The following is a 26,981-nucleotide window of genomic DNA, read 5'->3' on the forward strand; positions in this document are numbered from 1 at the left end:
GGCTCTCTTGTCATGAATGTGGATGGGTTGCCGTGTGATACGGGAGGGTGAGGGTGACGGGTCCGCAGGCGAGCAGGATCAACGCGAGAGCATTCTCGGCGGTGTGGAATCCGTAGGCCCGGCGGATAATCAGCCTCACCTTGTTATTCAGTCCCTCATGGCGTCCGTTCGCGAGGCCTCGTTCGACCGCGGCGGTGATGCCGTCGAGGTGCTTTCGGATGGTGCGTCCGAGTTTGACGAACTGCGGGATCCGGCAGCGCTGCGCCCAGGCACACCATCGGGCGAGCATCTCGAGCACCACCTCGTCGTCGAGATCGCCGGCGAAGACCGCGCGCAACGCCTCCTTGAGTTCGTAGGCCCGGACCAGTGCGCCGCCCTGCCGTTTGAGCGCTTTCAGTGTCGAAGCCTGCTTGGCGGACAGGCTTTCGGGATTCTTCAAAAGCGCCCACCGCGCACCTCGATAGGTCTTGGCGATCTGCTTGTCCGAGAGACTGCGGGCGTGCTGCCACACCTGGCGACGCACGTCGTCGAGGGCGTCGGTGGCGAGTTTGACGACATGGAACGGGTCGAAACAGATCGTCGCCTGCGGGGCATGCTCACGCACCGCCTTGACGTAGGCCGGTCCGAGGTCCATCGACACCGCCTCGATCCGCTCCGCGGCCCCCGCGGGCAGGGTGTCGGTGAAGAAGGTGCCGAGCGCGGCGGCGTGCTTGCCCTCGGTGCCCCAAACGATCTTGCCGGTCTCGTGGTCGGACACCAGCGTCAGATACTTGTGGTGGCGGCGCCACGAAATCTCGTCCACCCCGATCTCGACCAGATTCGTGAATCGGTCGGGGTCGAGTTTGTCGGCGACGACCCGGCCGCAGATCGCGCCGACGGTGCGCCAGGTGACCCGGCAGAACACCGACACGGTGGACTTGTCGGTCTTGGTGGCCAGCCACACCGCCAGGTCCTCGAAGTCGCGAGTGAACCCGGATCCGGGTCGGGCGAAGTCCACCGCCTCGACCAGCACCCCGTGCTCGGGGCATCGCAGTCGCCGGCGGCGCATCGTGAGCACACAGACGCGTCCACCCAGGTCGAGGTGCCGCCACGATGAGTCCACCTCGCGGGTGTCGTAGCGATGAAGGGTTGAATAGTCGCAGTGCGGGCACCGCATCCGGCGGCGGTGGGGGCGCACCGCCACCCGCACCCGATCGTCGGCGATCTCGACGTCGCGGACGGTGGCCTGCGGTAGGCACAGCAGCCTGTTGAGTAGGGTTGAAGCGCGCACGGGTCATCTCCGATGGTGACGGATGTGTAGGAGCTTTCGACCCTACGGGCGGCCCGTGCGCCCACCCCCACACCACCTGCCCTTATCACATGCAGGGCCATCCACATTCATGGCAGAAGAGCCTTAATTCGAGCGGTCTTCTTCACCAGCGGATCGAGACTGCTCCCTTCGATGAACGCCAGCAGTTGCGCAGTGGTCGGCTCCGCCGACATCTCAGTTGCATCGTGTACCTCGGCCATTGCGGTGGCTGCAACACGTTTCGCAACATCGCCGTCTACGGCAGCCGTGCTTGCGTCAACCTCACCGGCGTTGCGAACTGCTGCAACGCTCGCCTCCACGCGATCCTCCGCCGCAACGAGCCAGTCGGCGTTGGCGGCCAGCGCCGTTAGGGCGCTGCCGGAAACGTGAGGCGCCGGTCGGCGAGAGTGGCGTGTAGCCGAGATCGACGCCGGCTGCAACGGCGCGAGCAGCTCGGAGCCCGGCCTGATGTGCGTGATAGGCGTTGCCAACCACACTGATGACCACGACCACGACTGCAAGGGACAGGAAGAACTTCTTCCCAGCCGCACCACCGTTGATCTTGCTCAGTGCAACGACCGAAATCGTGGCACCGAGGATTGCGCCGTCGACGATGGCCGGGAAGATTCACGCAAGCGAGTGTGGAATGCCGGCCTGTTGCGCAAGGTCTCGTTGCACCGAGAATGACAGCACGAACGCACCGGTGGTGATTCCCACCGCAATGGTGATCGCAATGAGCAATGCGGCGGTCAGTGCGTAGAGCTGAATTCGTGCGGCCCGGAGGTTGAGGTCTCGCATGTTCGGATAGTCCTTTCCGTTTCCGGGTTGGTCGTTTTGCGCGGGTATGTCGCGCCGACTGCTCTCGGATGGGCTATTACGAGGGCGTGCACGGGGCACCGCGATTCACGCAATTGCCTTGCCGCGCAGTACGGGGCGCAGCAGGAAGTCTTGCGTTCACAGCCGCTACTGGCGGTGCATTGCGCATCTGCAGGTTCGGAAGTTGCAGGTTGCGGCAACGCGGCGCTCGCAGTTGCCGCCAAGCGGTGTTCGTGTCTGCGGCGTTGCGCCCAGTGCGGCCGGTCGTTGCTCGCTCGGTTCGAACGCCGATGCACACCTCTTGCGCCCGGTTGACGTGCCGCAATGTGTCTCGTGCACCATCCGGTCGCGGCATCATCCTGTTTCCTGCCTCGGCCGGATCCCGGGAACACAGTTCATCGGGGTTCGGCCTTTCGCGGGTTGCGGGACCGGCGGTGGCGGTTGCGCAACGGGTGGTCGCGCTCGGCATGTGTGGGCTCACATCGGCGGGTTCGGAGGTGTTGAGCGCAAAAGGTTGCGCTTCGTTGCCCGCGTGGTGTGCCGTCGTGCGCAGTGCAGCGGGAACGCTTCGACAGTGGCTGCATGCGTTGCGGCAGGATTGCACCTCGGTGCAACGCGAGACGCACGTGGAGAGAGTCATTGCAACGGCCGTCAGTGAGGTGCGCAGTGGGGCTGACGTCCGCAGTTGCGGCGAGGGGGTTGCATCCGGCGTGGATGGGCAATGTCGGGTGTCGGTGCTCACGCGATCACGTCGATCAGCCAGCGTCCGTCGATGTGGGTGGTGGTGATTGTCTGGGTGAATTGCGTGGCAGGTTCGCCGGGTCGCATCTCAGTCAGGACCACCGTGTAGTGGTGGTTAATGGTTTCGATTGTGCGGAGGCAGTAGTTGGTGCCGTTTGGGACGGTGTCGATGCCTGCTTGGATCTTGTCGGCTGTCGGGAGCGGTGATCCTGGTGCAGTGAGGGCGTGTGCGGCGTGGCCGGATCGGAGCACGTAGTAGGCGTGTTCGAACGCGGCGATGACTCCGGTTCCGGTTTTCTGGTCGCCGCGGTCGCTGTGGCACTGGTTCGCGTCACCGCCAGGGGCGACTGAGAGGCTTTGTACGGGATCGGAGTTCGCTGCCGTTGCGGTTGTACCCGTTTCGAGTTGTTGGGTTGCCTCTGGGGCGGCTGGAGTGGTGTTTTCGGGCTCGTCGATCCGGAGCGCGGTCCAGCCGACAGTGCCCGCGAAGGCGAGGAACATCACGGCGCCGATGGCGGTCTTGGCGCCAACTCGGCGCTGCCCTGCCTTCTCCAATTTCGGCTGTGGAGGTTGTTCGGTCGGTGCGTTCGTGGCGGCGGGCCCGCCGGGCGACGCGGTGGTGGCGCGTCGGCCCGACGGGGTCGTGGCAGTGGGTGCTGGTCCGAGGGTGTCGATCACTGCCGGATGCCGGGTCGCTTTCCGCGATCGGCTGTTCGGCCTGTATTTCCTCACCTGCGGCCCCTTTCCGTGGTCAGCGTGCTGCGGTTTCGATGGTCGACACGAGTGCGCCGATCTCTGCGGGCATCGCGGAGCGAAGATCGGCGGCGGCCTGGAGCAGTTGGTGACCGCCGGGCTGTTCGGCCACCCATGCCGCAGTCTGTGCGCCGGCGTCGACCGCCTGATCGATCGACGGTTGCCCGATGGCTTCGGCCGCGGTTTGAGCGGTGTCGTCGGCCCAGTCGATCGCGGCGGAGCCGGTAGTTGTCGTGGTGGCAGCGTCGACGGCCTGCGCTGCCGCAGGGGTGACCTGCTCGACGAACTGGGCGGCGGGCTGCAGATCGACGACCGGCACGGGTTGGGGAGCCGGTACGGGGGCAGGTTCGGGTGCCTCGCCGAGGTTCTCGCCCGCCCCGTAGGCGGCGCCCGCGAGTGCACCGCCGGCCGCGGAGAGCGCCCCGACGGTGACGGCTGCGGGTGCGCCCAGTGCGACGCCGCCGATGATCGCGCCGGTCCCGGCGCCCGGGCCGGCGAGGACAGGTCCGCCGATCGCGGTGCCGGCGGCGAGGCCGATCAGTGCGCCGCCGGCGGCTCCGACGGCACCGGTAGTGACACCGGCTGCGGTCGCGCCGGCCACACCGGCGGTGACGGCACCTGCTGTGGCGGCGGCGGCCATGCGGTCCGAGCGGGTCGTGGGGACTCCGAGGGAGTTGAAGAATGTCGCGCCCTGAGCTTCGAGGATGGCGCTGGTGTTGTTAAGTCTGTCGGCCTCGGTCTTGGGCAGCCAGTCCGGGCGGGGTCCGGTCAGGTAGCCGAAGCGGTAGGTGTCTTTGGGGGCTTGGATCGGTGCGACCGGAACGCTGTGTCCCGGAGCGCTCTCGGGTGTCTGCTCGGGCTCGGGAACCTGCTGCTCCCCTGCCGGCGAGGGGGCGTCGTCGGTGTAGGTGGGTTCGGTGTATGTGGGGACGTGGCGGGTGGGCACGTTCTGGTACTCGGTTGGGATCGGGATGTAGGTGTCCCAGTCGGAGGTGGTGCCAGCGTCTTCGGCGCTCGCTTGCTGGGTCTCGGGTGGCTCCGGGGCGGGGGTGGTGACGCCGGCCTGGCCGCCTTCGCCGGTGATGCCGGCTTGATTGTTGCTGTCGGTGATGCCGGCCTGTCCCGGTTCTGCTGCCGCGTTCGGGGCGAGGGTGATTCCTGCCGCGATGCACGCGGCCACGAGGGCCGCGGTGGTGCTCTGCCGGACGGCCTGGCGGTGGCGTCCGTGGTTGTGTGCACGGTTCGTGGTGTGGGTGTGTGGGGTGGCCACGGTGCTGCCTTTCGTGTGTGGGTGTATGCGGTGTCGGTAAGCGAACGGTGGGGACTGCCTGAGGAACTCCCTGGTCATTCGGGTTTGGTGATCAGGTCGACGATGGTCGCTGCGATCACGGTCAAGGAGTCGGTGGTGGTGTGCCGCAGGTGGCTGGGGAGAATGCGTTCCCCTCCGGCGAACAGCGGCTCGTAGGGCATGCGGAGTACCTGCACTCCCAGGGCTATGAATGCGTCAACGGCGTCGGATTCGACCATCGGGGTGTCCCCGGGGCCGTCGGTGATGATGACCACGGTCCGGTCGAGGCGGCCGGGGTGTGCGGCGGCGAGGTCGAGGAGCATGCGGTGGGCTGCGGTGGCGGCATCGCGGCGCAGGGGCACGGGGACGACGAGGGCGTCGGCCTGCGAGACGGCCCACTGCCAGCTGCCGGCGAGGGGGTTGTTCCCGGTGTCGGCGACCAGGATCTCGCGGTGGCGGGCGAGGATCGTGGCCAGTGCCGCGGCATCGTCACCGCCTAGACCCGCGTGCTGTGCTGCGGTGAGGTCCTTGTGGCCGGCGATAATGTCCTCGCCGGAGGGTTGGCGGGTCAGATGCCGGCCGAGCACCGAGCGCCGCAGGTGCCCGGGGTCGGCCTGGGCGGCGGCGAGGAGCCCGAAGATGTTCTGCCCTTCTGCGGGTGGGACACAGACCCGGTCGGCGAGGCTGCCGCCGCTCTCGGCGAGATCTGCGCAGACCACGGTGGCACCGCCGCGGTGCGTGGCCAGTGTCTGCGCGAGGCCCACGGCGATCGGGGTGTTGCCGACCCCGCCTTTGATGTTGGCCACCGTGATCGTGGAGAAGTCGGGGATGGGGCCGGTGATCGTCGCGGCCGCGGCGCGGAGCCGCATCTCGGCCGAGGATGGTTTCGGGGACAGGCCCAGGCCCAGGACGGCGTTGAGTCGTCCCCGCATGCCGGTGCGTGCCGGTTCCGTTGCTCCCGGGACGATTCCGGGTGCGGCCAGGACCGATACCTTCTGGCGCCGAGCGGCGGGTGCGGGGTGTGGCGCGCTTTCCTGGCCGGCGCCGTCGGGTGCCGGGTGGCCGGTGTGGCCGGTGTGTCCGGTGTGGCCGGTGTGGCCGAGTGGATCGAGCGTGATGCTGACCGGTTCCGCCGCGACAGCGTCGGGGTTGGATGGATCCTCACCCTGGTCGGCGGTGGTCGGGATGGGCCCGGTGGGGGTGGACCGGGACGCGGTTCCGTCGGGTGAGACGGTGACCTGGGTGCGGCGGCCAGCCCGGTGGACTGCGACCTCGACGGGTGCCCCGGCATCGGCGGCACGTTGCTGGCTGTATTCGTAGATGCTGTCTTGGATCGTCTTGCCCGCGGTCGCGACCAGCTCGTCGCCGGTGCCGGTGACCCGCGCAGCGTTGTCGGAGACGATCTCGACGGTGAACTCGTGCATGCGGGTCACCCGCCGAATGCGCTGACGGACGAGAGTTCCGTGTCCATGTCGGCAACTGTCTTTTCGGCCTTGGTGAGCGAGTCGAGTGCGTCGGTGCGTGCCTTGCCGTCGGGGAGGGCGTCGATGATCTGGCGTCGCATCGCTACGGCGGCCTTGATTTCCTCGAGCCGCCCGGAGGTAAGTTCCTGCTCCTCGGTGAGCTTCGCCAGCCATGTCGGGACGACCGCCTTGAGGACCCGGCGCAGTTCGGCGATGACGGGGTCGTTGGCGCCCTTGGCCGCGAACGGTTCGCGCAGCACCGTGACGTCGTCGGTGGTGGGGGTGATCGACTGGGAGATGCGGCGGCTCATGGGTCGGTGTCCTTTCGATGGGTTGGTGCGGCGATGTGAGGGGGCAAGGGGTGAAGGATGCCCGGGTTCCTTCTGCGGTCAGGGGTCGGGCGCTCACGCGGTGGTGTGGACGGTGTCGGGTTCGGGCAGCATCACGACCTCGGTGGCGTCGAAGTGGACGGTGGTTTTCACCCGTCCGCCAGTGTTGATCGACAGGACGGTTTCGAGGACGTCGCCGGTGTCCTTGTCCCGCGCGATCGTGACCGTGTCGACGGTGACGGGTACTTGGTCGCCGTTGTGGTCGTCGAGCAGGATGACCATTCCCTCGGTGACCGCCGCGGCCGGGATGGCGTCGGCGAAATCGTCGACGCCCACCGTGTCGTGGTCGGTGGCGATGTCGGTGAGGATGGACGGTTCCGGGGCGTCGCCGTACTCGCGGGCTCGCCTGGCCAAGGCGCGTTCGGATTCGACGAATTCCCGCAGCTCCGTGGAGAAGAACTCGAACGTGGGTGACTCGGTCGGAGTCAGGCCGTGCACGATCGCCTTCTCCTGCTTGGAGAGTTGGTTCCATTTGTTCGGGTGCGGATCGACATTCGGCGTCCACCACATCTGCGCATCCACCGGGGACCCGTCAAGGGCGGTGACCACCCCGCGGCCGGGGATGGAGGTGTCAACTTCGCGGCCGACGTGGGCATCGCCCCACATCATCAACGCGCCGTCCTGGGACAGGTTGCCGAGCGAGATCCGGGTGCCGAAGTTGTCGCGGGCATTGCCCGAGCTCGACCCGAACAAGGAGGCGTCCGGGCGTTGCACCCCGAGCAGCAAGCGGATGCCGGCCGAGCGGGCCAGGACAGCGAGGTCGGCCCACGCTCCCAGCGGGTCGAGTTGCTTGATCTGCGCGCGGATCTCTTCGTCCTCGTCCTTGGCCAGTCGCTGCCATTTGCCGGAGAGGATGAAGAACTCGTCGAGGACGGCGATCAGCAACGGCAGTTGCGAGGGTTCGATCTTCTTCACGTGCACGTAGTGGTTGCGGGCCATCATTTCCGCGTGCAGGGCGCGAACGAGCATCGCGGAACGGACGGCGTCGTAGACGATGGCCGCGCATCCGGGGTAGCCCTCAAGACCGTCGAGTTCGATCATCTTCGGGTCGACCCCGAGGAAGGGGATTCCGCGGCGTGAGGCCTCGGTGAGCAGGGTGCGGATGACTGAGGTCTTGCCGCCGCCGGTGGGGCCGACGATCAGGCAGTGCGGTTTGTTCGATTTGGTCGAGACATCCCAGTACAGGCTCAGGTTCGCTGCGCCGGTGGCGTAGGGCAGGTGGCGGAGGTTCTCGTCGACCAAGGCGAGGGGGTGGTCGACGCGGGTGGGCAACGGCGCCCGCAGGTACATCACCAGGTATCCCTCGGAGGGTGTCCACTCGGTGGCCCAGGTGCGGCCGGATTCGTGGTGGCCGGCGAGCGCGGCGAGGGCTTCGTCGACCTTGGTCTGGAAGCCGCGGGCGCCGCTGTTCAGCGAGGGGGTGAAGGTGATCTTGTAGCCGATCTCGATTCCGTCGTCGTCGCAGGAGTCGACGGTGACGGCGGGTTCTTTGAAGATGGTGCCGGCGGACAACGCGGTTTGTAGGGCCTTGTGGCGGGGTGATCGGGTGTCGGGTTCGATCGGTGTGCGGGTGATCAGGATCAGGTCGCGGTGCGCGTGGTGGCGGACGGTGTAGGTGTGCGTGCCGGTGCGGCCAGCTGCTCCTCGGACGGCTGTGGTGAATTCGTCCATCTCCTTGGGGCGGACGATCGCACCCCGCGGGAGTCGGATCTTTGCGCTGCGCAGTGCACCGATTCCTGGTGGGAACGGAACGGTCACCTTGATTGGCAGGTGCCGGGTCGTCTGCCGTAGCTGCGCTTCGAGCGCCAGGCTCTGTCGGTGGCCGCGCCATCGGAGAATGTCGACCGCGATCCACGCGGCGGCGAGGACGGCGAGCGGCCAGCGATAGCTGTGGAGCGTGGTGATGAGCTGGCCGGCCTGGTCGACCGCGTCCGTGAGCGCGGTGTCGGCGAGCTGGGGTGCGTAGAACGCGAGGGCTGCGGAGGCGACCGCGACTGGGGCGAGGGTTCGGTACGCGCCGACGGTGGGCTCGGGTGCCGACTGACTGCTAGGCCGATTGCGGGCGCCGGGGGCGGGGCCGAACAGTTCGATCAGGATGTCCTTGAGCGGATCCCGCTGCGCCATCGCTTCTCCCCTTTCCTGCTTGTTGATGCCCGCGTCGGATGCGGTCGGGTGTGATGGATGCGCACACTGGCAGATTCGGGTGATCTCACTCAACGTGATCTGTGGATAACTTCGCTCGGACGCTGCTCACGACCTGTGCGTGGCAGTGCGCCGATGCGGGCGCGGTGTCACGGCCGAATGGTGCAGGTGCGCATGCTCATATCCACCGGATCGCGTGTGTCAACGGTGCGGCGACGGCTGCGCTCGGTCGACTTCCGCAACGAATAGCGACGTGGACGAGGCGGGCGCACAGCGTTCTCGTCAGCCTCGGTGACATCAGGCCACATACGTTTGCGAGAGTTGCGTTCAGACGGCTGCGCGAGTCGGTAGTCGACCAACCTCAGAATGGCTTCGCGGGCGCTTGAGGGACGTACTGAGGCGCGCGTGCACGTGCGCGACCGAGCGATCCCGACACCGGGCGATCCGGCGGACATCACACGCGATTTCACCCGCTCCTCGGGAGCGATCGGCGACCGCCCTCGGGCGTGTCACTGCGGCGCTGCACGGAGCGGTCCGCCGAGCGCTCGCCATAGCGCGTGAACAGCACGCTTTGAAATTGGTTGGCGCGGATCATTTTTCCCAGGTACACTCCCCTAGGCCCGAAGGGCCGGGGAGTGACCCCCGAAGGGCACGGCGTTTTCAGCCGCTTTTCGATGCGCGCCGACGCATCGCCGAAATCCGCCCTCTCCGAAGTCGCCCCGATGACGCGGGCGGTGGCACGGTGTGAATGCTCTGCCGTCTCGGGCGTATCCTGACCCCTCTCTCGCGCCCGGTTCGCGATGCTCAACTGCGTCTGCTGTGCGACACGGTGAAGGGTCCGATGTTCGATCGGTCGTGGTGCCGTGCCCGAACACGGGCTGCCTGACACTCGTCCGGTCCCAGCCGACTCCAGCTGGATTGCAGGGTGATCCGTTGCTGTTGAGCCAGTTTCGGAGCGCGTGATGCGCGGACGTCATGTGCATGATACCGAGCGGAGAGCAGCGCCGGGCGACCCACACGCAGCGGCCCAATCTCTTTCCGGTTACCGCCCTGCTCGTTTCGTGCCCGGCCATCGACTCACCCGGCACCGACCCGACGCGCGTCTAATCGAAAAGTTATCCACAGGTCACGTTGATTCTCACGGTGCATCTCTTCTACGTTTCCGCACAACCACGTTCGCCCATGTCAGCTACGCACCTGTTGGAGAGGCACAATGTCCGCACTCGCTTCCACCGTCGTCGACCTCGCGAACGCGGCTTACCCCGCACCCGATGTCACGACCGTTGCCCAGCAAACGGAAGTCAGCACCGGAGGTCTCAGGACGTGGATCGAGGACAACATCGTCTTCACCATCCTGGTCGTCATTGCCTGCGTCATCCTGACCGGTGGCCTGCGCGGGAACCTGTCGAAAGTGTTCACCGTCGGCGGGTTGACGTTGGTAGGTCTTGCATACCTCGGTATCGCCACCTCCGAATCCGCAGCCAACGGCCTCGGAAGCTGGACTCTCGGTCTCTTCGGCATCAACGTCTGACTCCGTGACCGTTTGTGCGCGACCAAAGAGGAGCGCTACGTGATCAACAACGATGACCTGCTGTACCGGGTGGACCGGCACTATCTCGGACCGACTGGATACACGTTCCCGGTGCGGATCCGCTACACCGCACTGGCGGTCGGCGTCCTGGTCTTCATCGCGGTGTTCCTGATCGCCCGCGCCATCCTGCACCTGCCGCTCGGGTTCCGGCCGCTGATGCTGATGCTCCTGGTGACCGTGTTCGTCACCCACCACATCGCCAAGTACGTCACCCCGGATCGACCCCTGCGGTCGGTGCTCCGGGCGGCCTTCAACGATCTCAACGCACCACGGCCTCCGAAGGCAGGGGAGACGGTGTTCGTCACCCTCCCCGACCGGCTGACCGCTGGCACCCGACCCGACACTGACCGCATCGACGGTGAGGACGCAGACCGATGACCACGTACGACAACGACATCGCATCACTGTTCGACCCTCAGCTTGAGGACCCGGTGCCGGTGATCCCGCCGGGAGCGTTGCCGCCGTCGTGGGCTGCGGGGCGGCAGAGCGCGTCCCCGCAACCGGGTCCCCGAGCGTGGTCGGAAGTGGAGTTCCCTCCGCACCCGGTGGCCGAGGTGTCCGAGGAGGTTGACGACCGGGAAAGAGGCCCGGCCACTCTGGCCGAGGACACCCGTACGCGGGAGCGTCCCCGCAAGGGCTCCAAGCGTCGACGAAAGACCCCAGCCGACCGGGAGAAGGCGGCGGCGAAGAAGCGTGCCGATCGTGCCCGGAAGTCGGTGCGGCTGCAGCTGACCGGAACCTCCGGACACATCACCCGCACCTCACGCACGTCGACGGCATGGTTCGTGCAGAAGCAGGGTCCGTGGAACTTCCGCACCACCGGTAAGCAGCGCCGCTTCATCCGGGACGAGGCGATGGTGCTGACCAACCTGCAGCAGGCCGGTGTCCAGCGGCTGCACCGACGGTTGGTGCGCACGCCATTCCCGGTCGAGCAGTGGGCCAGGGACCATGATCAGTGGGCCGCCCCGATCGACGACGTCCCCGGTGCCCTGTCGTGGGCGGAGTATCTGCGCGGCCAGCAGCACGCGATGCTGTGGTCGAATGCCACGATCAAGGGCCGCTACTGGGGAATCGAGCTGCCGCAGCGCTCGGTGCTCGGGATCGGGCTCGATTACCTCGCCCACACCCTGGGCTACGTGGCGAGCTGGCCGCTCCTCGGCGCGCTCTCGTCGCTGATCACCGGGTGGGCCGACGACGCGTTCGCGCGCGAGGAGGCAGCGCTCGCCGAGCATCTCGCCGAACTCGAACGGATCATGGCCGGCCGCGGAGTCAACGCCGCACCCGCCGCGCCGGCGGCGATCGACTACCTGCTACGGCGATCGGCAACCATCGGTCTGCCGCTTGCAGCGGGGGGTGCAGTGGCTGGCGGCGGCGACTGGGGAGAGGGTGATGTCGCCGCCCTCGAAGACCTCACCGACCTGTCACTGACACCCGGGGATGGCTACACCACCGTCTCCGGCGTGGTCGAGGGCCGGCGTTACACCGGTGCCGTCATCATCCTGACGGTCGGGCGCATGGCTCCGCTGCCGATTCCGGAACGGATGCTGCCCTGGCAGGTCATCGGCGACCCCTCCGGGGAGGCGCTGGAATGGTCGGATCGGATCGAACTGCACGACAAGGCGAAAACCATCCGCACCATGCGCTCGCTGACGGGAAGGATCGAGCATCAGTTCGACCACTACACCGTCGAACACGATCAGTCACCGCCGAAGGAGCTGGCCGAGCAGCATGCCCGCGTCCAGGACGTCATCTCCGACGTCGGGGAAGACCACTCCGGTCTCTCCGCGCGCACCTCCGGTTGGTACCGAGTCGCCGTCGTCGGGGCGACCCCGAACGAGGCCCGCAAGAAGGTGGCAGGCCTGCGGGAGATGTACAAGCCGCACATCGCCCTCGAGCAGGAGCACGGACAGTTCCAGCTGCTGCGCGAATTCATCCCCGGCCAGCCGCTCGCCAACATCGCCAACAAGCGGCACATGGACGTCGAAGCCGTCGCCGCTGGCATGGCCACCGCCGGCGACCGGATCGGTGATCGCCGCGGAGTGGTACTCGGGGAGACCTCGTCAATCGCACCGCGCCCCGTAGTTTGGGACCTGTTCGCCGCGCATGAGATCAAGCACAAATCCGGTCTGACCCCCATCGTCGCGGCCCCCGGGTCGGGCAAGACATTCCTGGCCGGAATGATCGTCTACCAAGCGGTCCGCGCCGGAGCCTACGGAGTCGTTCTCGACCCCTCCGGACCTTTGAAGGAACTGGCGAATCTGCCCGAATTCCGGGACATCGCCCGAGTCTACGCACTCACCGGCCGCGACTCACGCCCCGGGGCGCTCAACCCGTACCGCGTGATCATCGACCCGCGGCGCGATGACCCTGAGTACGACACCGGCCACGCGGACTTCGCGCGGGCCTCGGACCCGTTCGCGGCGGCGCAGGCGAAGTACGACGCGGACATGCGCGCCGCGGCCGCCGAGCGGGTCGAGGTCGCGGTGTCGGTGCTGAAGATGATGCTCACCGAGCGGCACCTGCATCTTGACCACACCGAATCGGTGCTGCACCTGGCCGCCAACCGGGTCGGCGGGGATCGCGATCACAATCTGGGTGAGGTGCTCGCCGCCATCCAGGCGATCGGTGAGACCGATCCCGATCAGGCTGTGCGTACCTGCGCCAGTGGCGTGTATCAGCAGCTGGAGTTGATGTCCCGGCTCGCCGAGGCCCGGGTGCTCTTCCCCGAGGCTGGCACGGTCGGCGGCGGTGTCGACGACTTCGATACTGACATCCGGCTCACCATTCTCACGATGCCCGGCCTGCAGCTGCCGCCCTCGGGGGTTCCCTCCTCACATTGGACCCCGCAGCAGCGGATGACCGCGCCGCTGATGCACATAGCCGCGTGGCTGGCGAACCGGCTCGTCTACGAAAAGCCGAGGCATGTGCGCAAGGTGCTGTTCCTCGACGAGAACAAGTACCTCGAATCCACCGGTGCCGGCCGCACCCTGAACCTGCGGATCGCCCGCGACTCCCGCAAGTTCAAGGTCCGTGCCCTGGTGTGCTCGCAGCTGCCCGACGACTTCCTCGGCCTGGACGGCACCGACGACAAGACTGCCCTGACCTACGAGGTGTTCGTCGGCGATGTGGGCGGTGACCCGCATGCCATCGACGGAGCCCTCAAGCTGCTCAAACTCCCTTCCGGGCAGGGTTTCGAGCAGTTCCTCGCCGAACTCGGCAGCGGCGGTGAGGACACCCTCGACGAGGACACCGACACCTCCTTCCAGGACCAGGCTCGCCGCTGGATGGTCCGGATGGCCGACGACGTCGAGTTGGTTCGGTCGAGCTGGGTCCACTTCGTGCACCTGTCTCACGTGTTCGACGCATTGGACTCGAGTACCGCGAAGAACGTCCTCGGAGGTGCCGCATGAACTCTCAGCGGTCCCCCAGCCCTCCGATGATCTCTAATTGGCGGTTGGCTGGGCGGCTGGGGCGGCTTCTGGCCGTCTTGGCGCTGGTGCTAGCCCCATTGCTGGTCGGCCCGAACTCCCCCGCGGCGGTGGCCAGCGGTTTCGCGTGCGATGAGGTCCCGGTCCCGGAGTTCCCGAAGGGGGCGTTCCCTGCTGTTTTCGACGCGACCAGCACGGACCGCCCCGGCAACGGGGGCACCGGATACACGGACTACGGGTGGGCCGGCCTGCAGTGGTACACCTACGATCTCGGCTGCGGCGCGGACCTGGTCCGCGCCCCGGGAGCGGTGACCGACACCAATTGGGGCAACATCTTCCTGGGGGTCGGCAAATCCCTGGCCGCGGCCGCATTCTGGCTCGACGACCAAACCAAGACCGGTCAGGCCGCCGCCGATGCCGGAGTCGCGCCCGCGATGGAACAATTCGACGAGGTCGTGTCCTCGATCTCGAACGGCATGCTCGGCGTTTACGGTCTCTGGCTCGGCATCGCGCTGACCGCGGCCGCCGCGATCGTGCTCTGGCACGCCCTCACATCGAACGCAGCCGGCGTGACAAAATCCCTCGCGGTCGGTGGCGCGGCCCTCGCCCTCGGCGCGCTGCTGATCGGCGCACCCCAGCAGGCGATCCGGTTCGCCGACGACACCTTCGGGTCCGTGATCACCGACACACAGAACGAGATGCTCTCGGTCTCCGGCGGCGGGAAAGGACCTCGGGACGTGCTGCTCGACGACATCTTCCTCGACGATTGGAGAAAAGGCTGGTTCGGCCCGAACTATGACGACGAGGAGAACAAGCTCGGTCCCAAGCTGCGCGATGCGCTCGCGTTCTCCTACGAGGAACAGCAGCAGATCGAGAATGCATCGGACTCCGGTGTCGAGAAAGCCCTGAAGGCCAAGAAGGAGAAAGCCTTTCGCGAGGACATCGTCCAGCCACTCAGTGACGACTACGGGCTGTCCTACTACACCTTCCAAGGCAAGGACTCCGGCCGCCTCGCCATCGGCTTCATGGCGATGGCCAAAGTCGGCATGCCGTCCATACTGTGGATCGGCGCATCAGTGCTGAAGCTGATTGCGCTGCTCGCCATTCGCCTGGCCATCTTGTTCGCCCCGATCTGGGTACCGCTGGCCGCCGCACACTCAGGAACGTTGATGCGGGTGTGCCGGATGATCGCCAGCGCCTACATGTGGGGAGTCGCCGGCGCGGTCATCGTCGCGCTCTATCTGATGGCCCTGGTGAAGCTATATGTCGCCGACAACGGGCAGATCGACGGATCGTGGCGGTTGTGGTTCATGGTCATCTTGACCCTGGTTTGCTGGTTCATCATGCGGCCGTTCAAACGGGTCTCGCAGACCTTCACCCAGAACCGCGCCGGCGCCCTCAACCGCAAGGCACGGCACGCGCAGTCCTCGGTGAAGCAGAAGTTCTTCAAGGGCGCCAGCGCGGTCGTCGGCGGCCCGGCCGGCGCGGTGGTCGAAGAAGGTGTCTCGTCGCTACGCAAGGAGACCAAGGACGGCGGCACCAACGAGAACGACTCGGACAACACCTCCACCGCCCCGGCCCGTCCAGAGGGGCGCGAGCTCAACCAGCGGCGACGGCACGAGGCCGATCAAGGACGAATCGATGCCCGCAAGAAGATGGACCGCCCGCAGCAGCTGACGGACCCACGCACGGATTCCCAGAGCCAGAGCCACGCCGGGACGGACACCAAGGGTGAGGACGACGGGCAGGACAACAGCCAGAGCCATACCCACGGTGGCCGCGGCCGCAGCGCAGTCCTGAACGCGCTCGGTGCCGGTGGTGGAGCCAGCCGTTCGGATGGCGGAACAAGCCGCGGGGACGCTCCGAGGGTCAGTGAGACCTGGGACGGCGGCGCGGATTCGGCGATCGCCCCGACGAAAGTCTTCACTCCGGCGGCCCCCAGCGGTGTCTCGAGCGAGACGGTCCCCTCCATGTTCGTGCCAAGCATTATTGGCACCCCTCCGCGGTCGACTACCCGCCTGTACGAGCCGTCCCTCACTCCCGAGGTGCGCACGCACCCGAGCGAGAGTTTCACCTGATGGCCCGCCCCGCGGGTAACCCGGTCCTCGCCCCGATCCGCCGGTGGGTGCTGTACTCACGCACCCACCTCGCGATCAGCGTGATCGCCGTCTTCGGTGTCCTGTTCGTTGCCGGCGCCGTGTTCGGGGAATCCCCCACGACTGCGCACACACCGAACGCCCCGTCGGCGGCCGGTGCCCGGACGGCGGCCGCTGCACCAGCGGACGAGGTCACCTACGACCTCGCCGAGGTGACCGAGTCGGCCATCGCGGGCAAGACCGCGGCCGCGGTCGGGAAGAGTGCGCCGGCCACGGCGATGGCCTACGCGCATGCCTATGTCGACGTCTCGCAGTCCAATACCGAGTGGCGAACCAAGCTCGGCCGGTACACCACCGACAGGCCCGGTGAGACGATCGTCGCCGCACGTCCACAGGTGCCCGTCGCAATCACCGGGTCCACGACCAGTGCAATTGTCACCGGTACGGGCGGCGAGCGGCGCGCCGAGGTCGCCATCCCCACCCAGGCCGGCGAACTGCGTGTGACCGTGCAGGTCACCGAGTCTCCGAACGGGGCGAAGTGGCTGGTCCAGAATCCCTTTCCCACCCTCGATCGTGACGAGGTCAGCAAACTCGGCACCGCACCGTCCCTGGCAGGTGGCGCCGCGGCGCCTTCGAGACAGCCGGAACCGTCGACGTCGGCCACTGCGGCTGACACCTCGGCGACCGACGCCACCGCGACGACGACGTCCGCAACCGTTCCGACGCCGTCCTCCGATCCCGCACCCTCACCTGTTCCCGTGCCGGGACCTATCCCGATCCCCGAACTCGACACCCCGATCCCGGGGGCCCTGTGACACTGCGCCGGCGCGGGACCGCACTGTTCCTCGCGGCCGCGGCCACCGCAGTACTCGGCACAACGGCGTGCGCCCCTCAGCCGGTCATCCCCCACGATCGATGCGAGACAACCTCCCCCGATAGCGATCCGGGCACGCCCGCCGGTGGCCAGTTGCGCGCCTCCGGACCGATCACTGCACCGACGAGGGCCGGGACCACCGCATTCACGTCCGGCTTCGGGCCACGGTGGGGTACCGAACACCAGGGCGTCGACTTCGCCGGCCCCATCGGCACCCCGATCTATGCAGCCCTCGACGGCCTCGTCGTCCGTTCCGGCACCGCCACCGGATTCGGACACTGGATCGTCATCGACTCCCTCATCGGCGACACACCGGTCTCCACCGTCTACGGACATATGTTCACCGACGGGCTAATCGCCCGCGAAGGCCAACAGGTCAGGGCCGGTGACCACATCGCCACCATCGGCGACGACGGCCAAAGCACCGGCGCCCACCTGCATTTCGAGTACTGGGAAGGCGGCCGTTTCCAAGGCGGCACCGCCGTGGACCCGATGATCAAACTGGGCAGCACGGCCTCACCTCCTGGCGCGCCGGAAGGCGCAGACGTGCGGCTGGCCTCCTTGTCGTCGCCGATCAACTGCGCGGGCTTCGGGACCGTCGGCGGCGGTGAGCTGGCCGCCGGCTCGGTGCCGGCCGAATTCGATCCGTGGATCCGCAAGGCCGGCAGCATCTGCCCCGGCATTCGGCCCCCGGTCCTGTCCTCGCAGCTCCACGCCGAGAATCAGTTCAGCAACGGCCCCAACGCCCCCACCTCCCCCTCCGGTGCTCTCGGACCTGCACAGTTCATGCCCGGAACCTGGGCGACCTGGGGCAGGGACTACGACGGCGATGGCAAGGTCGACCCCAATTCGATCGGCGACGCCGTCATGGCTCAGGGGCATTTCATGTGCGCGCTCAACAACCAGGTCAACGCCGCGCTCAAGGTCGGCACCGTCATGGGAGACCCGGTCGAGCTGTCACTGGCCGCGTACAACGCAGGCTTCGGTGCGGTGCAGGCTCACCACGGCATCCCCCCATACGCCGAGACCCAGAACTACGTCGCAAAGATCATCCTTGGCCAGGCCAAGTACACCTCCCTGAGTTCCACCGGCCGCCTGGTCCCGAACGGATCGAAAGACGGCGGACAGGTCGTCGCGGCCGCCCGGCAGTACCTCGGCACCCCGTATGTCTGGGGTGGAGGTAGCACCGGCGGACCGTCCGGCGGGGGCTTCGATTGTTCCGGTCTGACCAGCTACGCCATCTTCACCGGCAGCGGGGGCAAGGTCACACTGCCACGCACTTCGGAGCAGCAGTGGACCGTTGGCACGGAGATTCCCATCGATCAGGCCCAACCGGGTGATCTCGTGTTCGGATCCTGGGCCGGGTCTGGGCCGGGTCACGTCGGCATCGCTCTTGGTGGCGGACGCATGATCCACGCCCCGACCACCGGCGACGTCGTGAAGGAAGCGCCGCTGATGGGCGGGATGAAAGCACGGAGGGTGATGTGATGAGTGGACTGCCCGCAACTGCAGGAGGACCGAGATGAGCGTGCGCCGATTCCTGGCCGTAGTCGTGATCCTGGGTGCCCTGGTCGCCATCCTCGTCTATGCGTGCCGGCTGACCCAACAGGACCCGCAGACGTCGCCTCTAGAAACGTCGTTATCGGCGGCCGCGGCACCACCGGCAGCCACAGCACCAATTACGACCTTTGCGCCCGTACCTCCACCAACCACGGCGGCGCCGGCTCCGGACGCCGACGTGGCGGAAGACGGCGCCCGCCAGGCCCTATCGGTCGCGTTCACTTGGTACCCGGCCACCGACCAGTCCCCCAACGACGGCTTCGTGCGGGCCCGACAGTGGCTGACCGACAGGCTCGCAGCGCAAGTGGCCATTCCAGTCACGCCCGAACGCGGTCCCGGCGTGCAATGGGGACAGTGGGCCACCGCGAATGCAAAGGTCGTCGCCGACGTGATGATCGGCTGCTCCGGCTGCCCGCCCGATACCGACACCCTCATCCACCGCGTCGCCACCATCCACCAGACCGCGATCACCGGGGACAACGCCGTCCCTGTTAACCCCAACACCATCGTCTGGGTCACCCTCACCAAGACAGGGGGCAACTGGCTCATCGACACCATCCGGTACTGAAAGCAATACCACCGCACCAAGTTCGACAACGCCGCCCTGCGGCAACAGGAAGGGAGACCAGATGTCCAACCGCAGCCGCATGCTCGTCGGCCTCGCACTCACCAGCATGATCGCCGCCACCCTGACCGCGTGCTCCGGCACGTCGAGGAATGACGGTCGGCCCGGAACCGTCACGCCTGCAGAATCGTCCGGCGGATCCGATGGTTGGGACGGCAACATCGCAATTGGCGTCGGCAACCGCAAAGGCGTCGACCTCGTGACCCTTCCCGCCCCCGGCCAGGTCGATGTCCAGTGCCACGGCGAGGGCGACAATCTCATCGTCGACATCACCGCACCGAACGGGTGGCACGCTACCCTTACTCACGGATCCCAGACCATCACGGTCGAGAACGAAACACTTAACTACCCCGCCCACGACTTCGCCGAATCCCCGACGGCGATCGAGGCTGTCAACAGAACACGGCCGAAGGGCAGCACCAAGCAATTTCCTCTCGGCGTTACCTGGGACAAGCCATCGGTCGGAGCGGTCGAAATCCAGGTCAACGACGACACCCCGCCGCACTGGATGGTGAACTCCCCCTATGAGGACTTCGACATGTACATGCACATAAGCTGCAGCGCGAAATAGCACCCGCATCAGACCGCGGCATTTACGCTACCGGCTCCGAACTCGCTGTTCGCAACGAGCGAAACCTTTCGCGTACAACAGATCCGCAATGGGGATATCGCGCGTCACCGCCGCTGCGCGCCAATGAAGAAAGTCGGGCGGACGCACTCGGAACCACGCTGGCATAGATTGTGTCCAGCTCGAACGGGATTTCGTCTGACCTTCTGGAGGTCAACGCCAGCGGCGAGCAAGTAAGAGTCCCGTGCCGATCAGACCAGCACCGAGGGCGGCGAGAATAGATGGAATGTAGACGGTCCCCCACTGAATCGTGTTCCGGGCCGACCGTGCCGTACTCGCGAGTTCGACGACCGTATTCTCGTCGAACCGGGTGTGTGCAGCGAAGCTCGTCACTGCAAGCGGATCTGACGCGGTGCGTGCAAGCCAACGATGCGGTTGTTCCTCGACGGCGACCATGGCACCCGAGACAGGCTCGACCCAAACATCTCGTGTCGTTGCGTAGAACAGGTTCATTGTGAACGGCGTGTCCCCAGGAAGGCCCCAGCTCGACGCCGGCAACGTCAAGGTGGCATCTTTGCCAATGGATTCACCAAGATTCACCGGACCTACCTGCTGCCGGAAGTGGTAGAGCCGCGTCCCGTCAATTACCCGGTCCTCGTCGACGAAGTTGATCGGGCGTGTTTGCCGTGCAGTGCCATCGTAGTAGGGGTAGCTCGTCTTCTGAGTGCCGAAAGGGAACTTGTACTGAAGCCCCTCGCGCGGAGTCTCTACTGGCGGTCGTCCACTGGCCGTGAGCGTTGTTGGGACCGGATCTGAAACCGGCAGTGCCGTCTTGCGATTGAGAGAGACTCGGTCGACCGAGGCGCTGATCAGACCCGCCGGTCCAGGAGTGTCGGTCCGCGTAACTCTCGAGGCAGCCTGGAGGGTAGTCAGGTCCGCATCTGAGGGATCCTCGCTGGTGACATAAACCTCCACCTGTACGGGCACGCCATGGTCCGTCGTGGGCTTCCCGCTGGCCGTGTCGACTACGTCGAGGACGTCAGCCTCAGTCGCATGCGAAATGGTTGCAGACTCGATGTCCAGCGGCAGTTTCTTGAGCTGTCCCGCTGTGTAGGTTGGGAGCAGGGCTGCGACCGTCATCGAGAAAGCACCAGCTCCGATCAACACTCCGACGCCAATCTTCTTCCGACGTATGGATGGGGTCATGTTGGTTGCTAGTTCGCTGGTGGGCGACCCCGACCCACCAGTGTCCTCAATCTCAGCGCCGTCGAGTTCCGATTTCACACATGGCAGGGTATCGAATCACGTCAGGCAGTCGCGCTGCGCGTGTCTCCAGTTCTGTTGGCTAATCTCGATTACATGCAGATGTGATTGATCCAATCCCTCTTGGCAGCAGCCTCACTGAGGCCGAGGAATTACACGAAGGGCTGCGCGAAACGGGTCGTGCACTCCCCACTGCGGACCCGACTGCCACCCGTGTGGGTCATTACCCATTACGACAATGTTGCCGGCCTGCTGGTAAACCCACGGATCGTCAATGTTCGCCCGGACGGACCCGAAGACAGTCCCGGTTTGAAGCTGCCACCCGCTCTGGCGCGCAACTTGCTGAACATGATGCCGGATGACCATCGCAGGGTCAGGGCACTCGCCGCGCCCGCCTTGGCACGCCAGCGCATCGAATCCGTGAGAGACGTAGTGCAGCAACATGTCGATGAATCCTCGACCAACTGGACGATAGTCCGGGCGGCACCGCTGACCTGGTCGCTGAGCTGACGTCTCCCCTGCCTGCCCATGTGATCGCTGAGGTTCTCGGCATCGATGGCGACGCAGCGGCCAAGTTCCGAGCCGCGGCAGCCGACTTAATGCCGATCGATCCGAGCGACCCCGCGTCTAACGCCGTCCGAGTGCCTGCAATGACCACGATCGTGATGGTGCTGCTAGAAGTAATCGCCGGTAAGCGCGCCAGCCCGGCGGAAGACGTCATCAGCGAATGGATCGCCGCCCGTGACCTTGCGGATCGGTCGACCGAGGAGGAACTCACATCGCTCGCGTTCCTGGTTTCCTTGCCGGTTTCGAGAACAGCGTTCATCAGATCGCGAATGCTATTGCAATGCTGTCTAAGCGAGATCGCAAGGAGTGCTCGCCGAAGTCGACGACGACGCGCGATGGCGAAACCGTGTCCAACGGTTGATCTTTGATGCAGCGCCGGGCAGCTTTGCCATCCGACGGTTCAACCTCGACGGGTTGACCGTCGGAAGCCAGGTGATTCCGCCGGGCAGCTCGGTTTACCTATCCCTACGCGCTGCCTCAGCAGATCCTGCAAGGGGTAATCGGCCTGACCTCGCTTTTGGTCGAGGCTCGCACTATTGTCTCGGCGCGGACTTGGCTGTGATGCAACTCGTCACACCACTCAATTTCCTGGAACGGCGCAGGTCATGGCGAACTCACGTGCCGCAGCGCCTTCCGGTGAGCCTCGGGTAGCTTCGTCTGAGCGGGCCCCGTCGCCGCAGCACGGGTAGCATCCTCCCCCGTATCGGGAGGAGTAGTTGTGAGTCGGGAATGGCAACTCGTGGAGACGAGTGGAATTGATGAACACCGCCTCGTCGCCGAAGGGCGAGACAAGAAGGGCTGGCGGAAGCTATCGAGCGTTCACCGCGGACCAGCTTTGAATGCGGTCAACTCGCTGATTGGCGAGTGCATCGAGAAGGCGGACGTTGTAACGACGACGATCACCAACGATAAAGCGCTCGAGAAGCTCGGGCCCGCCGCGATCGCGGTGCCGGTACTTGGCGGTGACCGCAAGACGGTCGTTGCGGTGCAGTTCTATTCGGGATCTCCGACTCAACAGCATCCGGAACGTCCTGACGTCGGCGTCTGGGAGTGGGAGGTCGATGTCGAGGACGCCCCTCCCCGACTTCACATGTCGAAAGAACTCCTCGACCTTTTCGGTGTCAACTCCGCGCACCGCGACCGCACGATCTACGGACCAGCCGATTTCTTCACCCGCGTAGAACGAATCGGTGACATTGCTCGGTACTTGCGCACTCTGTACGAGCCTCCGAGGGATGACGGCACCAACGACGGGGCCATGATCATTCGCCGTGACTCCGGAGAACACTGCGAATTGCGGTATGCCGAACGACGGCTTAAGACCCCCGTCGGAGAGCGTTTGCGCGGTCTTTGCTGGGACACAGGCGAAGATACGCGTGGAGTGTATGAGTCGATGCTCGATTCTCACTTGGCGAGTACGCTCGCTGGCCTGCACGGCATGTTTGGAATCATCGGGGATATCCGCTTCCCGAAGGCCCCCTATATCGTCAAGTGGTTAACTCCACGCGTGCCGGGCATCGGCCACGGGGTGAGCACCGGACAAACCCCCGCACTGCACCCCGACGACTTTCCGAAGATCTTGCAATGGATGGAGGATGTGCGAAAAGGGCCAGTAGAGGGCAAGGTTCGCGCGCGCCGAGGCGGTGGCGGCTGGCTAGAAATGCAGTTCAAGGGCTACTTACTCGATCCTGCTGTCTCGGACGTGCTCGGTACGGCTCTGGTGTATCCCGACTCGATCGAGCACATTGAGGACTGAAAAACGCACGTAGGAGGCATACGAGTGTGGCGGGCGGCATACAATATTGCAGTCGTATTTACGTTCTTCACCGTGTACAAGACGACCGACATATTCGCGGCCACGATTGTCGTCATGAGTGCTGTCGGCCTCGAAGTGGCGTGGACTCTTGCGAGAAGGCGTCGCGTTGATCGACTGCAATGGGCCGGGTTGGGCCTTGTCCTTCTCCTCGGTGGATCCACGCTGCTCTTCCGCAACGACCTCTTCATCAAACTTCGGCCGACGGGCGTGTACTGGCTGATCGCTGCAGCATTCGTGTCGTTGATCGCTGCCTGCGGGCGGTATCCAGTCCAGCTCATTCTCGGGCGGTGGGTGCACGCTCCGGAGCATCTGTGGGCGCGAGTTAGCCGCACGTGGATCATTGCACTCTTCGCGATCGGGTCGGCCAACCTCGCTGTTGCCTACAGCCTTCCGACAGACGCGTGGGTGAACTGGAGGGTCTTCGTTGCCCCCGGTTTGCTACTCGGCCTCGCGCTAGGTCAATGCGTCCGTTACCGCAGCTATCTTTCGGAAGCTGTTGCCACACATCGCGCTAAAGCAACAGGACAGGGCCACGAGGGACCCGCCATGTCGGATGTGCATTGAAGCCGGACTCATGTAAAGTGCTATCCCAAGACGAGCGATCTCATGGCCTAAAGCCGGATTGAGCGGTGCCCCTTCTTGGCACGTTCCCGATCAGTCGTCGATAAGCGCACCTCTCCCGAGGTTGTCGTACGACCTTTTCGTACGGCCCGCGCAGATGAAAGACAGCCCCTTCTCAGGGGTTATCAATCATGTGTGCATACGGAGAGGTGCTTTCGTGTCTTATCAGTCTTCGCTTCGGTCGCTACTTTGGCAGGTCGGACCATCTACCCAGCTCCAAGACGAACGCGTTGCCTACCGGTGCCCAGCGGCCGCTGGAACTGGCGTTTTCATGTACGGCGCGCAGCACTCAGCTCTGCCGGAAAATGCCAACTTTCGTTCAAGCGGGTGTCCCGGGAGGACGCAACCTCGCACGCTCGTGAGCGGCACGCAGATCTTCAACAGAAATCTGCAGCGCCCGCGCAAGGCGGATCGCGTTAGCTTCCGTCAATGCGACTTCAGCGCGCTCGACACTCCCCACCACAGCAGTGCTCACCCCTGCGAGAGCACCGAGCTGGGGTTGAGTAAGTCCCCGCAACACGCGCCAGTCTCCCGGGAATCGCTGGTCAGGATCAATCCTGACAACATCACCGATCGAAACTTTCAGGGCTTTGGCAACGCGAGCGAGGGCGTCGACCTGGGGCGACGATTCACCCGTCTCCCATCGACGAACTGTCGCTATGCCTACGCCGGCCACGCGCGCCAGATCGGATCGAGTCAGAGTTGCGGCCTTTCGTGCAGTCTCCAGCGCCAACGGACTGAACCCACGCATCACACGGCGACTCACCGATATCGCCCTTCTATCTCGGTCATCGCTAGACACTCTGCACTCTCAGCATTACGATCAGCACATATGAGCCATATAGATGAGCTATATGAGTGAGGATTACGCAGGAAGAAAAAGCCCTCCGACCGCTACCAACGACCGGAGGGCCTCGGCCAAGAGGGGCGGCAACCCCTCACGGACCAGAGCAGAATGGAGACTCTGCAATGCACAGATTAGTTGGCGCTCGAGTGAAGCGTCGAAGGGACGACGATTCCGCGTCGGAATCGTTAGCGAGCGCGACCACGGTCAACCTGGTGCGCATCACAGCACAACATGCGCCTGTCGACGGGCGCTGCGAGGAGTGCGGCGCTACAGTCACGGCGGCGAAGCCACTGTGCCCACGAGCTGCTGCGGCGCTCCGTGAGCTCGCGCGGCGCGAGGGAGCAGCGGACGCATCGACGAGAGCGGCGCATCTTTCAGTCGCGGCATTGCTGCATTCTGCGAGCACACACCGGCCAACCTCTGAGAACCGTTGCTTTCGGTGTGGCTTCGTCTACACCACCGAGTGCCAGGACTGCCCGCCACTGCGGCGTATCCGCCGCGAGCTGGAAGCACGCGGAATGATCGCGTTGACCACGCCCGAGCCGGGTCTAGGTACGTGCTCGGGCAAGTCTGCTTCCTGGGAACTCACGGGGCAGAACTTGGCGTCGTGGCAGCGTGCGATCGATTCGTGCCAGGAATGCCCAATCCTCATCCAGTGCCGCGCCACGCTGCGTGACCGGATCGCAGGGGGCGAACCGCCGCAGGACCAAATCGTGGCGGGCGCCGCATTCGATTACTACGGCAATCATGTACCTGCCGATCGGCTCCGGGCGTACGCGGTCCTCCGAGCGAGGACTCCAAGGAGCTTCGTCTCCCGCGTCGCCGCTGGTGGTGATGCAGCATGACCGCCCGCCGATCGGCCCCGACAGTGCTGCCCTGCTCGATTGACCCGCAGTCGTGGGATATCGATGAGGGTTCGTACCGCGCAGGCCGCGACGCACAACGGAAATGCTTCCGGTGCCCGCGGCTCGCGGCCTGCCGCGCCGAGGTGTCGGCCATGGTCTCCGCGGGAGATCCGCCGCGGTCGATGATCTGGGCCGGGGTCGCGTACCGCCACGACGGAACAGCCATCGCCTCCGATTGTGACCTCCGGGTGTATTACAACCGGGTCGAAGGGCAACGAGCAGTCGAACGGGGGTCGGCGGCATGATCAGTGTTTCCGACCGCGTCCTGCTCATGGCGACCGGCGAGATCGAGTGCCCTGGCACCGAAGGACCCGCGTCCCTGCGGTGGTGCTGGCTCGCGGACCTGTACTCCCACCCGGCGTGGGGTCTGGTCACCATTCCGGGCTTCTCCGTACCCGTGGGATGCACGGTCGCCATGTTGTGCCGCGACATGCCGACCGGCACGATCGACTCCCTCGCTGCCCGATGGGATGCGGTCGACTGGCTCACCGCGATCGGCGTCGGCCGCGCTCCGTCAGCGGCTCTCTACGCGTGGTCCGCAGTCGCCGACTCGACCGTCGACGCCCATGACTACCTGGGTGGCCATCAATTCAGTGGTGCGGAAGCTGTCGCCGCCGCCTTCTGGGCCCACCTCGCCGCCAAGTCGGCACCGGTCGCCGAGACGTGCATCGCTGCGGCCATCGAGGCATGGGACTCACGCCTCCATCTCTCCTCGACGAGAGGGGCAGTCGCATGACGGGTCTTGCCGCCACCGACCGTCACGGGCGAACGTGGGAGCTCATCGCGATTGAGGGCGTCATCTGCGCACTCCTCGTCGCCGGCACGAGCGCGCCGACCGTGATGTCCGTACCGGACCTCATCGACCTGCACGGCCCCATCCGGCTCTCACCGGACAGGTGTCGTCTCAGCCCGGGATCACATGCTGCCCTGGTCGATGTCGTCGACCTCGTCGCATCCGATCCCGAGACGGCGACGGTTGAGCAGATCCGTGAGGTGGCCACCACCGCGGCACACCTGTTGCTCGATGCGAGGCCGGCATCGCCGTCGGCGTAGACCGGTGCGGCTCCGGCCACAACCAACCTTCACCGATCCATTCAGCGGACCCGCGCGGACCTCACTGTTCGTGCAGGCCGACCTGACGGATTGGCACCCCACCGCGTCCAGAGTTAGGCGATGCCCCTGACCTAGTAGCCACCGTGCGACCCCGATAACTGAATTTCGTGCGCAGACCCTCAGAAACACGAAAACCCCCTTGGTGGGGGTGGTTTCAGCTTCACGAACCGCTCCGCGGCATTCGCTGAGGAGGACTTGCCGGTCCTCCTCAACCGAGAGGGTGAAGG

Annotated in this window: 24 protein-coding genes and 1 pseudogene; 15 read left to right on the top strand and 10 right to left on the bottom strand. The window is 65.7% G+C overall.

The annotated features are described in order from the left end of the window. Window positions 1-10: 10 nt before the first annotated feature. From ACNJ7E_RS02700 to ACNJ7E_RS02735, 8 genes and pseudogenes are all read right to left on the bottom strand, one after another. Window positions 11-1,270 (bottom strand): ISL3 family transposase, encoded by a 1,260-nt coding sequence (locus ACNJ7E_RS02700; protein ID WP_418339027.1) that lies wholly within the window; start codon window positions 1,268-1,270, stop codon window positions 11-13. 107 nt (window positions 1,271-1,377) lie between these two features. Continuing rightward, window positions 1,378-1,608: a hypothetical protein gene (locus ACNJ7E_RS02705; protein WP_418339039.1), complete on the bottom strand. Its 231-nt coding sequence runs from the start codon at window positions 1,606-1,608 to the stop codon at window positions 1,378-1,380. A 67-nt stretch (window positions 1,609-1,675) separates the two neighbouring features. After that, window positions 1,676-2,086 (bottom strand): annotated as a pseudogene (locus ACNJ7E_RS02710) (DUF2637 domain-containing protein); the annotation flags it as partial. Window positions 2,087-2,842: 756 nt separating this feature from the next. After that, window positions 2,843-3,523, bottom strand: a complete 681-nt coding sequence (locus ACNJ7E_RS02715) for a DUF8176 domain-containing protein (RefSeq protein WP_418339040.1) — start codon at window positions 3,521-3,523, stop codon at window positions 2,843-2,845. A gap of 73 nt (window positions 3,524-3,596) precedes the next feature. Further along, entirely contained in the window at window positions 3,597-4,868 is a 1,272-nt protein-coding gene (locus ACNJ7E_RS02720; protein ID WP_418339041.1) for a hypothetical protein, read from the bottom strand. Window positions 4,869-4,942: 74 nt separating this feature from the next. Continuing rightward, on the bottom strand, window positions 4,943-6,310 hold the full coding sequence (locus tag ACNJ7E_RS02725) for a CpaE/TadZ family protein (RefSeq protein ID WP_418339043.1): 1,368 nt from the start codon (window positions 6,308-6,310) through the stop codon (window positions 4,943-4,945). 5 nt (window positions 6,311-6,315) lie between these two features. Then, complete coding sequence (locus ACNJ7E_RS02730) at window positions 6,316-6,660, bottom strand: hypothetical protein (RefSeq protein WP_124394527.1); 345 nt, start codon at window positions 6,658-6,660, stop codon at window positions 6,316-6,318. 93 nt (window positions 6,661-6,753) lie between these two features. Next, on the bottom strand, window positions 6,754-8,862 hold the full coding sequence (locus ACNJ7E_RS02735) for an FtsK/SpoIIIE domain-containing protein (protein WP_418339045.1): 2,109 nt from the start codon (window positions 8,860-8,862) through the stop codon (window positions 6,754-6,756). A gap of 1,231 nt (window positions 8,863-10,093) precedes the next feature. Here ACNJ7E_RS02735 and ACNJ7E_RS02740 point away from each other — a divergent pair. The 8 genes from ACNJ7E_RS02740 to ACNJ7E_RS02775 all read left to right on the top strand — a co-directional run bounded on the left by ACNJ7E_RS02740 (window position 10,094) and on the right by ACNJ7E_RS02775 (window position 19,625). Beyond that, the gene (locus ACNJ7E_RS02740; RefSeq protein WP_418339047.1) at window positions 10,094-10,411 is read left to right on the top strand and encodes a hypothetical protein; all 318 of its coding nucleotides are present in this window, start codon (window positions 10,094-10,096) and stop codon (window positions 10,409-10,411) included. 39 nt (window positions 10,412-10,450) lie between these two features. Beyond that, window positions 10,451-10,849 (top strand): hypothetical protein, encoded by a 399-nt coding sequence (locus ACNJ7E_RS02745; protein ID WP_418339049.1) that lies wholly within the window; start codon window positions 10,451-10,453, stop codon window positions 10,847-10,849. Continuing rightward, window positions 10,846-13,881 carry an ATP-binding protein gene (locus ACNJ7E_RS02750; RefSeq protein ID WP_418339051.1) on the top strand — a complete coding sequence of 1,012 codons (3,036 nt, stop codon included), beginning with the start codon at window positions 10,846-10,848 and terminating at the stop codon, window positions 13,879-13,881. The genes ACNJ7E_RS02745 and ACNJ7E_RS02750 overlap by 4 nt, the downstream gene beginning before the upstream one ends. Further along, complete coding sequence (locus tag ACNJ7E_RS02755; RefSeq protein WP_418339053.1) at window positions 13,878-15,977, top strand: hypothetical protein; 2,100 nt, start codon at window positions 13,878-13,880, stop codon at window positions 15,975-15,977. Before ACNJ7E_RS02750 ends, ACNJ7E_RS02755 begins: the two co-directional genes overlap by 4 nt. Continuing rightward, complete coding sequence (locus tag ACNJ7E_RS02760) at window positions 15,977-16,810, top strand: hypothetical protein (RefSeq protein WP_418339055.1); 834 nt, start codon at window positions 15,977-15,979, stop codon at window positions 16,808-16,810. The genes ACNJ7E_RS02755 and ACNJ7E_RS02760 overlap by 1 nt, the downstream gene beginning before the upstream one ends. Next, window positions 16,807-18,357 (top strand): peptidoglycan DD-metalloendopeptidase family protein, encoded by a 1,551-nt coding sequence (locus ACNJ7E_RS02765; protein ID WP_418339056.1) that lies wholly within the window; start codon window positions 16,807-16,809, stop codon window positions 18,355-18,357. Before ACNJ7E_RS02760 ends, ACNJ7E_RS02765 begins: the two co-directional genes overlap by 4 nt. 34 nt (window positions 18,358-18,391) lie before the next feature. Then, on the top strand, window positions 18,392-18,997 hold the full coding sequence (locus ACNJ7E_RS02770; protein WP_418339058.1) for a hypothetical protein: 606 nt from the start codon (window positions 18,392-18,394) through the stop codon (window positions 18,995-18,997). Between the two features lie 79 nt (window positions 18,998-19,076). Further along, window positions 19,077-19,625 (top strand): hypothetical protein, encoded by a 549-nt coding sequence (locus tag ACNJ7E_RS02775; RefSeq protein WP_418339059.1) that lies wholly within the window; start codon window positions 19,077-19,079, stop codon window positions 19,623-19,625. A gap of 210 nt (window positions 19,626-19,835) precedes the next feature. Here ACNJ7E_RS02775 and pgfA read toward each other — a convergent pair whose 3' ends face one another. Then, the gene (gene pgfA / locus ACNJ7E_RS02780; protein ID WP_418339060.1) at window positions 19,836-20,906 is read right to left on the bottom strand and encodes a cell envelope lipid trafficking protein PgfA; all 1,071 of its coding nucleotides are present in this window, start codon (window positions 20,904-20,906) and stop codon (window positions 19,836-19,838) included. 192 nt (window positions 20,907-21,098) lie between these two features. Here pgfA and ACNJ7E_RS02785 point away from each other — a divergent pair, with 192 nt between their 5' ends. From ACNJ7E_RS02785 to ACNJ7E_RS02800, 4 genes are all read left to right on the top strand, one after another. Further along, complete coding sequence (locus ACNJ7E_RS02785; protein WP_418339061.1) at window positions 21,099-21,395, top strand: cytochrome P450 family protein; 297 nt, start codon at window positions 21,099-21,101, stop codon at window positions 21,393-21,395. A 20-nt stretch (window positions 21,396-21,415) separates the two neighbouring features. Beyond that, window positions 21,416-21,820, top strand: coding sequence for a cytochrome P450 family protein (locus tag ACNJ7E_RS02790; RefSeq protein WP_418339062.1), 405 nt, complete (start codon window positions 21,416-21,418; stop codon window positions 21,818-21,820). Window positions 21,821-22,170: 350 nt separating this feature from the next. Next, window positions 22,171-23,208 (top strand): GAF domain-containing protein, encoded by a 1,038-nt coding sequence (locus tag ACNJ7E_RS02795; protein ID WP_418339064.1) that lies wholly within the window; start codon window positions 22,171-22,173, stop codon window positions 23,206-23,208. 24 nt (window positions 23,209-23,232) lie between these two features. Continuing rightward, a complete protein-coding gene (locus tag ACNJ7E_RS02800; RefSeq protein WP_418339065.1) occupies window positions 23,233-23,832 on the top strand; it encodes an inner membrane-spanning protein YciB in 600 nt (199 codons plus the stop codon). A 376-nt stretch (window positions 23,833-24,208) separates the two neighbouring features. Here ACNJ7E_RS02800 and ACNJ7E_RS02805 read toward each other — a convergent pair whose 3' ends face one another. Then, window positions 24,209-24,640, bottom strand: coding sequence for a helix-turn-helix domain-containing protein (locus tag ACNJ7E_RS02805; RefSeq protein ID WP_378674670.1), 432 nt, complete (start codon window positions 24,638-24,640; stop codon window positions 24,209-24,211). A 1,093-nt stretch (window positions 24,641-25,733) separates the two neighbouring features. Here ACNJ7E_RS02805 and ACNJ7E_RS02810 point away from each other — a divergent pair. Genes ACNJ7E_RS02810 through ACNJ7E_RS02820 form a run of 3 tightly spaced genes read left to right on the top strand, consistent with a single transcriptional unit; the run spans window position 25,734 to window position 26,694 of the window. Beyond that, window positions 25,734-25,886 carry a hypothetical protein gene (locus ACNJ7E_RS02810; RefSeq protein ID WP_418339066.1) on the top strand — a complete coding sequence of 51 codons (153 nt, stop codon included), beginning with the start codon at window positions 25,734-25,736 and terminating at the stop codon, window positions 25,884-25,886. After that, entirely contained in the window at window positions 25,883-26,377 is a 495-nt protein-coding gene (locus ACNJ7E_RS02815; protein ID WP_418339068.1) for a hypothetical protein, read from the top strand. Before ACNJ7E_RS02810 ends, ACNJ7E_RS02815 begins: the two co-directional genes overlap by 4 nt. Beyond that, complete coding sequence (locus tag ACNJ7E_RS02820; RefSeq protein ID WP_418339069.1) at window positions 26,374-26,694, top strand: hypothetical protein; 321 nt, start codon at window positions 26,374-26,376, stop codon at window positions 26,692-26,694. Before ACNJ7E_RS02815 ends, ACNJ7E_RS02820 begins: the two co-directional genes overlap by 4 nt. Window positions 26,695-26,981 lie beyond the last annotated feature (287 nt).

It is taken from the genome of Rhodococcus mengyinensis (genome assembly GCF_048381435.1).
Classification (GTDB): Bacteria; Actinomycetota; Actinomycetes; order Mycobacteriales; family Mycobacteriaceae; genus Rhodococcus_F; species Rhodococcus_F opacus_D.

Coding starts and splice junctions, on each gene's coding strand:
- ACNJ7E_RS02810 (WP_418339066.1), top strand. CDS start 25,734: ATGGTCTCCGCGGGAGATCCGCCGCGGTCGATGATCTGGGCCGGGGTC.
- ACNJ7E_RS02725 (WP_418339043.1), bottom strand. CDS start 6,310: ATGCACGAGTTCACCGTCGAGATCGTCTCCGACAACGCTGCGCGGGTC.
- ACNJ7E_RS02750 (WP_418339051.1), top strand. CDS start 10,846: ATGACCACGTACGACAACGACATCGCATCACTGTTCGACCCTCAGCTT.
- ACNJ7E_RS02805 (WP_378674670.1), bottom strand. CDS start 24,640: ATGCGTGGGTTCAGTCCGTTGGCGCTGGAGACTGCACGAAAGGCCGCA.
- ACNJ7E_RS02815 (WP_418339068.1), top strand. CDS start 25,883: ATGATCAGTGTTTCCGACCGCGTCCTGCTCATGGCGACCGGCGAGATC.
- ACNJ7E_RS02755 (WP_418339053.1), top strand. CDS start 13,878: ATGAACTCTCAGCGGTCCCCCAGCCCTCCGATGATCTCTAATTGGCGG.
- ACNJ7E_RS02735 (WP_418339045.1), bottom strand. CDS start 8,862: ATGGCGCAGCGGGATCCGCTCAAGGACATCCTGATCGAACTGTTCGGC.
- ACNJ7E_RS02820 (WP_418339069.1), top strand. CDS start 26,374: ATGACGGGTCTTGCCGCCACCGACCGTCACGGGCGAACGTGGGAGCTC.
- ACNJ7E_RS02770 (WP_418339058.1), top strand. CDS start 18,392: ATGAGCGTGCGCCGATTCCTGGCCGTAGTCGTGATCCTGGGTGCCCTG.
- ACNJ7E_RS02730 (WP_124394527.1), bottom strand. CDS start 6,660: ATGAGCCGCCGCATCTCCCAGTCGATCACCCCCACCACCGACGACGTC.
- ACNJ7E_RS02775 (WP_418339059.1), top strand. CDS start 19,077: ATGCTCGTCGGCCTCGCACTCACCAGCATGATCGCCGCCACCCTGACC.
- ACNJ7E_RS02740 (WP_418339047.1), top strand. CDS start 10,094: ATGTCCGCACTCGCTTCCACCGTCGTCGACCTCGCGAACGCGGCTTAC.
- ACNJ7E_RS02760 (WP_418339055.1), top strand. CDS start 15,977: ATGGCCCGCCCCGCGGGTAACCCGGTCCTCGCCCCGATCCGCCGGTGG.